5 protein-coding genes are annotated in these 13,417 nt (G+C 58.1%); 3 read left to right on the top strand and 2 right to left on the bottom strand.

The window, feature by feature from the left end; translation table 11 throughout:
* Positions 1–20: 20 nt before the first annotated feature.
* Both QN399_RS09480 and QN399_RS09475 read right to left on the bottom strand, forming a co-directional pair.
* A complete protein-coding gene (locus QN399_RS09480) occupies positions 21–4,637 on the bottom strand; it encodes a DUF6543 domain-containing protein (RefSeq protein ID WP_330200872.1) in 4,617 nt (1,538 codons plus the stop codon).
* A gap of 309 nt (positions 4,638–4,946) precedes the next feature.
* Positions 4,947–6,410: a glyceraldehyde-3-phosphate dehydrogenase gene (locus QN399_RS09475; protein ID WP_322178586.1), complete on the bottom strand. Its 1,464-nt coding sequence runs from the start codon at positions 6,408–6,410 to the stop codon at positions 4,947–4,949.
* Positions 6,411–6,579: 169 nt separating this feature from the next.
* Here QN399_RS09475 and mfd point away from each other — a divergent pair, with 169 nt between their 5' ends.
* From mfd to QN399_RS09460, 3 genes are all read left to right on the top strand, one after another.
* The gene (gene mfd / locus QN399_RS09470; RefSeq protein WP_322216990.1) at positions 6,580–10,032 is read left to right on the top strand and encodes a transcription-repair coupling factor; all 3,453 of its coding nucleotides are present in this window, start codon (positions 6,580–6,582) and stop codon (positions 10,030–10,032) included.
* Between the two features lie 10 nt (positions 10,033–10,042).
* Complete coding sequence (locus QN399_RS09465) at positions 10,043–10,567, top strand: CsiV family protein (protein WP_330200871.1); 525 nt, start codon at positions 10,043–10,045, stop codon at positions 10,565–10,567.
* Between the two features lie 67 nt (positions 10,568–10,634).
* Entirely contained in the window at positions 10,635–13,328 is a 2,694-nt protein-coding gene (locus QN399_RS09460) for a DEAD/DEAH box helicase (protein ID WP_322178583.1), read from the top strand.
* The last annotated feature ends 89 nt before the right edge of the window (positions 13,329–13,417 follow it).

Here is a 13,417-nt window from a genome sequence, read left to right as displayed (position 1 = left end):
CAAGGCTGTTGTGCTTCGTATCAGCGAGCTAACACCAGGAACAAGCGTTGCGCCAGCTCCTTGCCAATTACACTGCGGTAAATGCTCACGACTTCTTTATTGTCACTGGCGGCTCTAAGCAAAGCCTTATAACCCAGACGTCTCTGTTCAGGTAACTTCAGATGTGCAGCCGTGAAGGCCTCGGAACTGGCGCTTTCTGTGGCGTAATGAAAATGCGCCCACCATAAGATCTGGTTGTCCTTGTCGCGAATCGCGTACTCCTGCAGAAAATCGTCACGCCGGGCACCCGACAAGTTCTTTCTACCGTCGAAGCGTGAAATATTGACCTCCCCTTGCCTATCCAGGTAGTTGATTCGTGCCGCCGTCGGCGGCCGAGCCTTGATCATACTGATACGAATGCTGCGCCCCTCTTTGGTCAATCGGGCCGCTGCCGCCCGAAGGTCTTTGAGCACGCTGACCACCTGCGCATAAACCGATTCAGCCAGCATTGCATCATTGCTGTACACGTCGAGCCGGTCCGCAAGCTCGCTCAGCTTTCCGGCCTTTTGCACCAGAATATCTTGCATATCTTCAGGTTCACTGGCCCTCTTGGACTGACGCCAGGCGCTGCTGACTGTTCGCTCCACTTGACTGAGCGACTCAAGCGCATCGCGTTGCAACTCATTCAATGGCACGTTTTTGACTTTCGGGGTGGTCGTGGGTGGCTGAGCAGTCTCGATGCCCACCCATTCCCCGTCGGCATGCTGGTGATAGGAGCCGATGACTCGATGGGTGATCAGGTCGGTCACATCTACAACCTCGCCGGGAAAATCCGGTTCTTCCGAGCGAACCTGCCCCACCAGCGAGCGCTGACCTCGTGTCCTGATTATTTTTTTCCTGGGCTGCTCAACCTTGGGTACATATTCAGACGGCAGTGCAGACGAGTCTGTTTCCTCTTGAATCAGCGCAGACAAACGGGTTTCCGCGCTGTCACGTATGGCAACCATCTCAGCCAAAAATCGCTTCAGGTACTCACTCTGAACAGAGTCAATTTCAAAGGACTGCGCATAAACCGCAATATCAACGGCCCTGCCATATTCGCGAAATGCACTTTCAAGCACGTTGATCTGCTCGATCAGCGAGTAGTCGTTAGGCTTGTCCAGCTCGGCGTGAGAACTGAGTGCACCGTGAAGGCCGTCGTCGTTACGCAACGCCTTGAGCTGCTTCAAGCTTTGATCCATGAGCATTTGTTCTTTGCTGAAACACAGTTCAAGCAAGGAGAACAGGCGCGTCACTTTCCACTCCAGACGGGTGAACATATTATTCTTGTGCAATTCCAATACCTCGACGCGCCAAAGCGACTCTCCCACCTTGGGAACCGCACGCAACTGCTGCCAAAGTAATTCCCTGGCATCTGCCCATTTCGCGCCCATTTCCTGCTGCACCAGAAGCTTCCTGAATAAATTCAGGTATGCATCGACATTAGCGGGGACCACCACACCATCCGAGGATGATTCTTGCAGGATCGCGATGTCATGCCGCGTCATGCGTTGAATATCCTGAAGCAAAAGCCCTTCGAAATAACACACGTGCCTGGCAGCGCCCCGAAGATCAGCCGCAGTCACCTGCTCTAAAGGACGATCTGCGGACCTCAACGCTTGGCCCTGCTTGATTTTTTGCTCGACAACTTCAACGACTTCCTGCAAATCTTTTTCATAACGCAGGAAAAACAATGAGCGAAGCTCGCCGGTCGCGGTCCGGAGCTGCGTGTCGTAAGCCATGATTTTTTTATACAGTGCGTCTAAACGCGACTGTGACTGCATCCTGCTTTCCGTGATTTGTTTGAGCTTGGCGGCGTTTTCCTCAATCATTTTTCCAGCTTTTTTCTTGGGGCCTCCACCGCGTAATCTCAGCCTCAGGTCCAGATCCCAGACCGGACCATCATGCTTGAGCCACGGCCCGGTTCGCAGTGAATCATTCAAGTCGACAACGACGACGCCGTCCTCCTCAAGCATCACCCGGTAAAGGTCTGAATCGACCCTGGCATACCATGCTCCCTCAACCTCATACAAACCCTCATGAGGACCGGCAGCCGCAGGAGCCCCCAGGGTCGACGCAAGCGAGACCTTAAAGGCGTCCAAAATCCCTCGTTGAGTCGCGGTCAATTGATTCCTCGGATTCGACCAAGTGAAATCGAGCACAGTTCGTCCGGCGCCAATCGGCTGCATCGCCAGCGGCTCGGATTGCCGAATAACCATTTCAGCCACAACCGATGGGGCTGCCTCGTCTCTGCGGCTCAGCCCTGATGTACGAATGGCTGACCCGCTGACAGAGAGACCTTGGTGCATGAGAATCAGAGAAATATTCAGCAAAAAATCGGCCAGCGCGGTGGCCTGGACGCTGGCATCAGTGCTGCCTTGAGCCTTCAGCGCCTGATCAACGCTGACCATCAACTGTGCAAGCCACACGGCATTGGCCACCGGACCACTGACAAAAGGCAGCAGGACATTGAGCAGCAACCAGCCACCTTGCTTGAGCCTCGCCCAGCGACTTTCGGTGTTAGAGACTGAGTTTCGGTCAGCCAGATCAACCAGCGCCCGGGCATTGGCGGCAAAAAGGACGAGCAATGGGTCGCCATCAACCGTGTCGACACTCAGCACAGCTGGTTGCGGGCGCTCCAGCGGCGCAAACTCGGAGCCCAGACCGAAGCGCACACTATGCGGTTCCTGAAAGCCGCCGTTGGCGTAGTTCAATCGCGCCCGGTCACCCAGCCAAACCAGAACGGTCTCCTGCATGTCGCCCGGTTGTTGTATGGCAGCCAGCAGCGCTGACCATGAGCCAAATTCAGTCAACGACTGACTGGCGAACGGCCGGTAAAGCACATGCGGCCCGGCAGCCACTTTTTCAGGGCCAATCACGAACATATTGCTGACCACGTCAGCGCTTGCGCCTGGGTGCGAGAAGAATGCCAAGGGCCGGATGACGATGCCGTGAGTCCCGACCTTTCGTTCGCCTGACGCTTTCATGAGCGCGGCGACATTGCGATAACCCGCCTCGCTGAACCCGCCCTCTCCCTTGATCTTCTGTTCCAGCGCCTTGAGCGGCAACTGAATCCGCAATTGTCGGGCAAACAATACCTGACGCCGCCCGGCTTCCTCGGTATCGGTAATCAGAGACCGCTCAAGCAGATGAGGATAGGCCTGGCCAATGTTCGCGCGTGCAGTCAGCGCTTTAAGGTAGTCCACCGAGAACCAGTCGGGTATTGGCTGAGCGCCGGCACGATGCAGGGTAATGCTTCCATAGGGCAGACTCGACAGGTTTTCCAGTGCGAACTCGCTCAGTGTCATACGCACCCGTTCAACCCCGCCTACCGACACGATCTGCCCGCCCGATGGCAACGCTGCAGCCGTCACTTTGTCGATCACGATCTCGATGTCGTCCAGCGACAAGTCGCTGGCACCGGGATGGTCTTCCAGCACATTCAGGCGCAAGGTCTGAAGCGTAAAATCGGTGATCGACGGCAAATCGTCATTAAACGATTGGCCGTTCGAACGTTCCTGCTCTACCGCCAACGCAGCCAGATACCAGCTGTAATCCAGACGGTCAGTTATCGTGGCGTGCTGAAGCCATTCGGGAAGCGTCTCGAGGGCCCGTGCCGGAACCTGAATATTGGCGGGGCCCGGCGCGTCGAACACGCTGCACAGGTCTGTGGCCGAGGCCAGGTGTTGCTCTAGAGACTCAAGGTCATACGAATCGGCACCTTTCAGCGCCTGCAGGGTGTTCAACTGCGTCTCCAGAAGGACCTGAGTCAACGCCTCGAAAATATTGCCCTCGGGCTCATACAGCGTCCATTGGAGCTGATCGACGTCCCACTCTCTGCCGAGCCTCGCACCCAGGCTTACGCCTAACTGATCCTGGGATGAACAGGATTCGACCTTCCCCGAAGGCCAGCACACCATCACGATCTCGTCTCCAGCCGTGTGCCCGACCAACACAATCGCAGGCAGTGGCTCGTCGTTGGATTCGCCCTCTTTGCCCATATTGAGGTAAGCGATGCACGCGCGCAGGTCATCGTCGGCCTTGCCAGGGATCGCACCGAGCAAGGCGTTGCGTTGAGCCTTATCCGCAAACATGGCAACAGCACTCAAGGCTGAGCGTTGCGCGTCAGTCTGCTGCGGAAAAGCCCCCGCTATGACCTTGTCGCTGAGCTGCTGCTTCAGCCTGCTGGACAACCATTCCCAGCGACTGATACCCGTGGTGCTTGGCTGACACCAATAGTCCGCAGTAGCCTGTTCAAAACCTTCGATCAACACCAGCGACAACCTGTCGAGCAGGGCGCTGATGTCTGCCATATCGACGGCCAGCGGCATCCATTCGCCAGCCGATGGCTGAGCCGCAAGCACATGCTGTCCTTGCGTGAAGTGCCACGGTCTCTGGCTAGAGAAATTATCCAGCAGACAGTCCGTCAGTGTCATGAGGCGGCCTGCCGTGTTTGCGTACTCGCGACTCAATGGCGGTTCGGACACAACCGCCACCTCGGGTTCAATGCTCAGCGCAGGGTATTTTTCGCTTAGGGCGTCACGGAGCATTGCGGTTGCCACGTCACGCAGTGTTGGGCGGGTCAAAAATTGTTCGACCACATCGATTTTGATTGTCATCTCGCAGGTTTACTCACTCAGTTGGGTTGTTCGCCCCCAAACGTAGCCATTGCTATGTTTGAGGGGGCACGGCCGAGTGAGTTAAGGGTGCGCCTCTGAGCCGAGTGACATACATAAGTAGTGATGCCTGAATAAGCTTTCGATATCGGTAGTCGTATGGATTGTTCTGCAGGTGTGAAACCGACCGCCACCACACTGGCAGTCACCTCTGGCGGCGCCGGTAAACGGCTGATAGCCAAATCGCGTCCAAAAAAATGCCCCGAACTGAGTCGGGGCACCTTTCTACCTTTTACTTGGCCTAGTGGTTACTTAACGCGGGAAAGCAGGCGGGTTGACCCCGGACATGTCTTCCATCACGCGAACAACCTGGCAGCTGTAACCGAATTCGTTGTCATACCAGACGTACAGAACAACACGGTTGTCATTGCAGATGGTCGCTTCAGCATCAACTACACCGGCGTGACGCGAACCCACGAAGTCGGTGGAAACCACCTCCTGCGAATGCACGAAATCGATCTGCTTGTGCAGGTCCGAGTGCATGGCCATGTAGCGCAGGTACTCGTTGATTTCGTCGCGGCTGGTTGGCTTCTCAAGGGTCAGGTTGAGAATAGCCATGGACACGTTTGGCGTTGGAACACGGATCGCGTTGCCGGTCAGTTTGCCAGCCAGTTCAGGCAGGGCCTTGGCAGCGGCGGTAGCAGCACCGGTTTCAGTGATAACCATGTTCAACGCAGCGCTACGGCCACGACGATCACCCTTGTGGAAGTTGTCGATCAGGTTCTGGTCGTTGGTGTACGAGTGAACTGTTTCAACGTGACCATTGACGATACCGAACTTGTCGTTGACGGCTTTCAACACCGGCACGATGGCGTTGGTGGTGCAGGAGGCCGCCGAAACGATCAGGTCTTCAGCCGTGATCTGATCATGGTTGATGCCATGCACGATATTCTTCAGTTTGCCTTTGCCTGGCGCGGTGAGAACCACACGCTCGATGCCTGCGCAGGTCAAATGCTGGCCCAGACCCTCGGCATCACGCCATACGCCGGTGTTATCCACCAGCAATGCGTCCTTGATGCCGTACTGGGTGTAATCCACCTCGGTCGGGTTCTTCGCGTAGATCACCTTGATCATGTTGCCGTTGGCGGTGATGGTGCTGTTGGCTTCATCGATAGTGATGGTGCCATTGAACGGGCCATGTACCGAGTCACGACGCAGCAGACTGGCACGCTTGACCAAGTCATTGTCGGCGCCTTTGCGCACGACAATGGCGCGCAGACGCAGGCCATCGCCCCCACCGGTTTTCTCGATCAGAATCCGCGCCAGCAGGCGACCGATCCGGCCGAAACCGTACAGCACGACGTCCTTGCCTTTACGAGCAGTGGCGCTTTGTTGACCGACGACGTCAGCCAGCTCTGCACGCACGAACTGCTCGGCAGTACGGCCTTGGCCTTCTGCCTTGAATTTCACGGCCAACTTGCCCAGGTCCACCGAAGCGGCACCCAGCTTGAGTTCGCTCATCGCTTTTATAAGCGGGAATGTTTCGTGTACGGACAGCTCACTGCCATCGGCCTGGCGATGACGAGCAAAGCGATGGGCTTTGAGAATCGCGATGACTGAACGGTTGATCAGACTGCGGCCATAGATCGAGCTCACCACATTGTTATTGCGGTAGAGCTGACCGATGAGGGGGATCATCGCCTCGGCGAGGGCTTCACGATCGATCCATTCACCAAGACACTGGTCGGGCTTCTGAGTCACGGGAACCTTCCACATGTAGGGGCTGAAAAAAGGGGCTACATTATGCCGCCGCCTTTGTTTATGAGCAATGCACGGCTATCAGATTACATGGCACTACATTTTCCGGCGCGCTGAAAACTGACAGCACCTACCTCCTCCCGCTACAATCGCACCCCCTGTTGCAACGCTTGGAGCTCAACCTCCCGTGCCTGTCCTGCGCCTACCGCTACTCCCTGCCGCTGCAGGTAAACAACACTGGGGCAATTTGCCTGGTGCCGCCCTGAGCCTGGCCATCGCCGAGGCTGCCAGCGCCGCCAAGCGCTTCACGCTGCTGTTGACCGCCGACAGCCAGAGTGCCGAACGTCTTGAGCAAGAGCTTAGCTTCTTTGCGCCCACGCTGCCGGTTCTGCATTTTCCGGATTGGGAAACCCTGCCCTACGATTTGTTCTCGCCGCACCAGGACATTATTTCCCAGCGCATCGCCAGCCTTTATCGGTTGCCGGAACTCGCGCATGGCGTTTTGGTAGTACCGATCACGACGGCGCTACACAGACTGGCACCCACCAAATTCCTGCTCGGCAGCAGCCTGGTGCTGGACATCGGCCAGAAGCTTGATGTCGAGCAGATGCGTACCCGGCTTGAGGCCAGCGGCTATCGCTGCGTCGATACGGTGTATGAGCACGGCGAGTTCGCGGTCCGTGGCGCCCTGATCGATCTGTTCCCGATGGGCAGCAAACTGCCGTACCGGATCGACCTGTTCGACGACGAAATCGAAACCCTGCGCACCTTCGACCCGGAAAACCAGCGCTCCATCGACAAGGTCGAATCGGTTCGCCTGCTGCCGGCGCGAGAGTTTCCGCTGCAAAAAGATGCTGTCACCCGCTTCAAGGCCCGCTTTCGCGAGCGCTTCGACGTGGACTTCCGTCGCTGCCCGATCTTTCAGGACCTGAGCAGCGGCATCACACCGGCCGGTATCGAGTACTACCTGCCGTTGTTCTTCGACGAAACCTCAACCCTGTTCGATTATCTGCCCCAGGACACCCAGGTGTTCTCCCTGCCCGGCATCGAACAAGCGGCGGAAAATTTCTGGAACGACGTCCGCAACCGTTATGAGGAGCGTCGCGTCGACCCTGAGCGACCTTTATTACCGCCCAATGAATTGTTCCTGCCGGTGGAAGACTGCTTTGCTCGCCTGAAAAGCTGGCCACGCGTGGTTGTCAGCCAGCAGGACGTCGAGCCCAGCGCTGGTCGCGAGCGCTTCCCGGCGCTGCCGTTGCCGGACTTGGCGATTCAATCCAAGGCCACGCAACCGTTGGCGGCGCTGTCGACATTTCTCGAAGGATTCCCGGGCCGTGTGCTGTTCACTGCTGAATCCGCCGGGCGCCGGGAAGTCCTGCTGGAACTGCTTGAACGCCTGAAGCTGCGGCCGAAAACCGTGGACAACTGGCCGGACTTCGTCAGTGGCAGCGAGCGCCTGTCGATCACCATCGCACCACTGGATGAGGGTCTGCTGCTGGAACACCCCTCCCTGGCACTGGTAGCCGAAAGCCCACTGTTCGGTCAGCGGGTCATGCAGCGCCGGCGCCGGGAAAAACGCACCGACGGCGGCAACAATGACGCAGTCATCAAAAACCTCACTGAACTGCGCGAAGGCGCACCGGTGGTGCATATCGACCATGGCGTTGGCCGCTACCTGGGCCTGGCCACGCTGGAAGTGGAGAATCAGGTCGCCGAATTCCTGATGCTGGCCTATGCCGAAGACGCCAAGCTATATGTCCCGGTTGCCAACCTGCACCTGATCGCCCGCTACACTGGCAGCGATGACGCCCTTGCGCCGCTGCACCGACTGGGTTCGGAAACCTGGCAGAAAGCCAAACGCAAAGCGGCCGAGCAAGTGCGCGATGTCGCCGCCGAGCTATTGGACATCTACGCGCGACGGGCCGCCCGTGAAGGGTATGCCTTCGCCGACCCGAAAGCCGACTACGCGACGTTCAGCGCCGGCTTCCCATTCGAAGAAACCCCGGACCAGCAAACCACCATTGATGCCGTACGTGCCGACATGCTCGCGCCCAAGCCGATGGACCGCCTGGTGTGCGGCGACGTGGGCTTCGGCAAAACCGAAGTGGCAATGCGCGCAGCCTTTATTGCCGTACATGGCGGACGTCAGGTGGCCATTCTGGTGCCGACCACCCTCCTCGCCCAGCAGCACTACAACAGTTTCCGCGATCGCTTTGCCGATTGGCCAGTAAGCGTGGAAGTCATGAGCCGCTTCAAGTCTGCCAAGGAAATCAACGCGGCAGTCGCGGACCTGGCAGAAGGCAAGATTGATATCGTCATCGGCACGCACAAGCTGCTGCAGGACGATGTGAAGATCAAGAATCTGGGCTTGGTTATCATCGACGAAGAGCACCGTTTCGGCGTGCGTCAGAAGGAGCAACTCAAGGCCCTGCGCAGTGAAGTCGACATTCTCACCCTGACCGCGACCCCGATCCCGCGCACGCTGAATATGGCGGTTTCGGGCATGCGTGATTTATCGATCATTGCCACACCGCCAGCTCGCCGCTTGTCCGTGCGCACTTTTGTCATGGAAGAGAACAAAAGTACGGTCAAGGAAGCACTGCTCCGTGAACTGCTGCGTGGTGGCCAGGTTTACTACCTGCACAACGACGTGAAAACCATCGAGAAATGCGCCGCCGACCTGGCCGAACTGGTGCCTGAAGCCCGTATCGGCATCGGCCATGGACAGATGCGCGAACGCGATCTCGAACAGGTGATGAGCGACTTCTATCACAAGCGCTTCAACGTCCTGATCGCCTCGACCATCATCGAGACGGGTATTGACGTGCCCAGCGCGAACACCATCATCATCGAACGTGCCGACAAATTCGGTCTGGCGCAATTGCACCAATTACGTGGCCGGGTCGGCCGCAGTCACCACCAGGCTTACGCCTACCTGCTGACCCCACCCCGGAAACAGATCACTCCAGACGCAGAGAAGCGCCTGGAAGCCATCGCCAACACCCAGGACCTCGGTGCGGGCTTCGTGCTCGCGACCAACGATCTGGAGATCCGTGGTGCTGGCGAACTGCTGGGCGACGGGCAGAGCGGACAGATCCAGGCCGTGGGCTTCACCCTGTACATGGAAATGCTTGAACGCGCGGTCAAGGCCATTCGCAAGGGCGAGCAGCCAAACCTCGACCAACCCCTGGGCGGCGGCCCGGAAATCAACCTGCGCTTGCCAGCGTTGATCCCCGAAGCCTACCTGCCCGATGTTCATACCCGCCTGATTCTGTACAAACGCATCGCCAATGCCGCCGACGAAGAGGGCCTCAAGGACCTCCAGGTCGAGATGATCGACCGCTTCGGCCTGCTGCCCGAACCGACCAAAAACCTGGTACGCCTGACGCTGCTCAAATTGCAGGCCGAGCAGCTGGGCATCAAAAAAGTCGACGCCGGACCGCAGGGTGGACGAATTGAGTTCAGCGCCGATACCCAAGTTGATCCGCTGGTGCTGATCAAACTGATTCAGGGCCAGCCCAACCGCTACAAGTTCGAGGGTGCCACGCTGTTCAAGTTCATGGTGCCGATGGAGCGCCCGGAAGAGCGATTCAATATTTTAGAAGCGCTGTTCGAGCGCCTGACTCCAAAAACGGCTTAAGGATTCACCCATGCGTGTGCTCCACTCATTGATTCTGCTGCTGACACTGGTCACACCGGCAGCGTTTGCCGACGGCCTGTATCAGGTCGAAATGATCCTGTTCCGGCAGATTGGCCAACCAGCCACGACCAACCAGCCCTCCCCCGAAGCCTGGGCCGCCGGGGCGCAGAAAATCAGCTCCGAGAATGAACGCAGCCCGGCGCTGACCGGAATGGCCAGCAAACTGGAGGCGAGCGGCAACTATAACGTGCTGCTGCATCGGGCCTGGCAGCAAAACCTGAGCGCTGACCCGAGCAAAATGGCGGTCAGCAGTGGTCAGGAGCAGTTTGGTCACTTTCCCATTGAAGGCACCGTCACCTTGAGCCTGGCGCGGTTTACTGATATCACGGCAGACTTTTGGGTCAATCAGCTCGATGCCTATGGCGTGGTGCGCACCAGCGAGCGAATGACCCAGACGACCCGGGTGAAGAATGGCGAATTGACCTATATGGACAATGGCAGCCTGGCCATGCTGATCAAGGTTTCACCTCTTTAAGCATCCAGGGAGCGCGTTGCGCTCCTTGCCCTTTGAGCATCGCTGCGGCGTCGGGCTGTACTGAACTGTGTCGTCCATTCTTGAAAAAGTTCTAGCCTCTTCATGGGCACAAGTCTTCAAAGCTCAAAGCCTTGAGCGAGGGCGCGACTACGCCCAGCAGCAACGCATCAAGTTGCAGCACCTGAGTCCCGAGCTGGTCAGGACAGTGTGCAAAGGCTCGGGCCTGGAAATCTACACGCAAACCCTCACCCTCAAGGACCCAGCCGAGCATAAACAATTCGTGGCGTGTAAATGCACCTGCCCCGTGCGCAACAATTGCAAACATTGCGCTGCCGCTCTTTTCTTTCTGCAGGACCCGGAAAACAAGGCCTCGATCCTCACCGCGCTGGGTGCGCCAGACCGTGCGCCTGCGCCAGCACGAGCCGAGCCCAAGCCCGCATTGCCAGAACGCTTGATCGACACCCAGCCTCGGCCTCGGCTGATTCTCGCCAGCTTCGAGTTCAGCGCTTACGAACCGCGCAATGGCCGTATGCAGCGCCATATCCAGCATCGCGCCGCGCTGGCGTTTGGCTACGGTGAGTATTACGCGACGGGAAGCAAAACCACCGACGTCCTGGAGCACTTCGATACTGAAACCGTGCGCATACGCCGCTATCCAGAGGCAGAAAAGCACTGGCGACAGGTTATTCAGGACCTCGGTTTCAGGCTGGCGACTCGGCAAAGCAAGGCCTTGCCCGATAGCGCTGGGGACATGTTCGAACTGCCGAGCGACAAGGCCTGGCTGAATTTCATGACCCACGACCTGCCGCAGTTGCGTGAGCAAGGCTGGGAGATCGACGTCGCGGAGGATTTCGCGTTTGACGTCACCCCCGTAGACGACTGGTATGCAGTCATTGATGAGCAGCCTGAGCACGACTGGTTCGACCTGGAGCTGGGCATCATCGTCAATGGTGAGCGCCTGAGCCTGCTGCCGATTCTGATCAATCTACTGCGCAGCCACCCCGAACTGATGAGCCCGGCCGGGATCGCCAAGCGTCGGGATGATGAGCAACTCTTGGTCCAGCTCAACCACTTCACCCAGCGAGGTGGCGGCCCGGTGCAAGTCGCCCTGCCCTACGGCCGTCTAAAACCAGTACTGGCAACCCTGGGTGACTTCTATTGGCGCGAAGACGGCAATACCGCGCTGCGCCTCAATACTGCAGACGCCGCACGCTTGACCCAGCTGGACGATATGCCGCTGACATGGGAAGGCGGTGAACGCCTGCGCCAATTCGGCGAGCGCCTGGCGGACATCAAGAATTTTTCAGTAAGTGTCCCCGATGGCTTGAATGCGACCCTGCGACCCTATCAGCTCGAAGGCCTGAGCTGGATGCAATCGCTGCGCGAACTGGAAGTGGGCGGCATCCTGGCCGATGACATGGGCCTGGGTAAAACCCTGCAAACCCTGGCCCACCTGCTGGTGGAAAAACAGGCCGGTCGCCTTGATCGCCCGTCCCTGGCCGTGATGCCCACCAGCCTGATTCCCAACTGGATGGATGAAGCTGAACGCTTCACACCTCAACTACGTGTATTGGCGTTGTATGGGCCAGGTCGGCGCCAGAACTTCGCCAACCTGCAGGATTACGACCTGATTCTCACCACCTATGCATTGCTGCCGCGCGATGTAGAATTGTTGGCGCAGCAACCGCTGCATGTGCTGATCCTCGACGAAGCGCAGTACATCAAGAACCCCAACAGCAAGGCCGCTGAGGCCGCGCGCAGTCTAAACGCCCGACAGCGCCTGTGCCTGAGTGGTACGCCGCTGGAAAACCATCTGGGCGAACTCTGGTCGCTGTTCCACTTCCTGATGCCCGGCTGGCTGGGCGACAGCAAGCAGTTCAACAGCAACTACCGCACCGCCATCGAGAAGCAGGGCAACGAAGAACGCTTGCAGCACTTGAACGCGCGAATCAAGCCGTTTTTGCTGCGTCGTACCAAGGAGCAAGTCGCAACCGAACTGCCGCCCAAGACCGAAATCATCCATTGGGTCGAGCTCAACGACGCCCAGCGCGATGTGTATGAGACGGTGCGCCTGGCCATGGACAAAAAGGTGCGCGACGAAATCGCCCGCAAAGGCGTTGGTCGCAGTCAGATCATCGTACTTGAGGCGCTGCTCAAACTGCGCCAGGTCTGCTGTGATTTACGGCTGGTCAACAGCGCACCTGCAACGGGGCGCCATGGCAGCTCGGCCAAGCTGCACAGTCTGATGGAAATGTTTGAAGAGTTGCTGGCAGAAGGTCGAAAAATCCTGTTGTTCTCGCAGTTCACCTCAATGCTGACCCTGATCGAAGCCGAGCTGAAACAGCGCGGCATCGAATACGCATTGCTCACCGGGGCAACCAGAGACCGTCGCACACCGGTGCAGGATTTTCAGAGCGGCAAGCTTCCGGTTTTCCTGATCAGCCTCAAAGCCGGTGGCACCGGCCTGAACCTGACCGCAGCCGACACGGTGATCCATTACGATCCCTGGTGGAACCCGGCGGCCGAAAATCAGGCCACCGACCGCGCGTACCGCATCGGCCAGGAGAAACCGGTGTTCGTCTACAAGATGATCGCGCGCGGCACCGTGGAAGAGAAAATCCAGCGTTTACAGCAGGAAAAATCAGCGCTGGCGTCAGGCGTACTGGATGGCAGGACCGCAGGTGACTGGAAGCTGGGAAGCGAAGACATCGCCGCCCTGTTCGCGCCATTGCCAGCGCCGGTCAAAAAGATAAAGCATTGAGTCAGCCACCCCTAACTTACCCTGTGAAAGCTGAGTGAGCGTTCACTGGGTAAGCGAGGGGTAACAATAGATGCAGGAGCGGGCTTGCC

The organism is Pseudomonas sp. 10C3, assembly GCF_036346185.1.
Taxonomy (GTDB): Bacteria; Pseudomonadota; Gammaproteobacteria; order Pseudomonadales; family Pseudomonadaceae; genus Aquipseudomonas.
The sequence above is the reverse complement of the archived record's forward strand: the minus strand, read 5'-3'. Positions and strand labels throughout refer to the sequence as shown.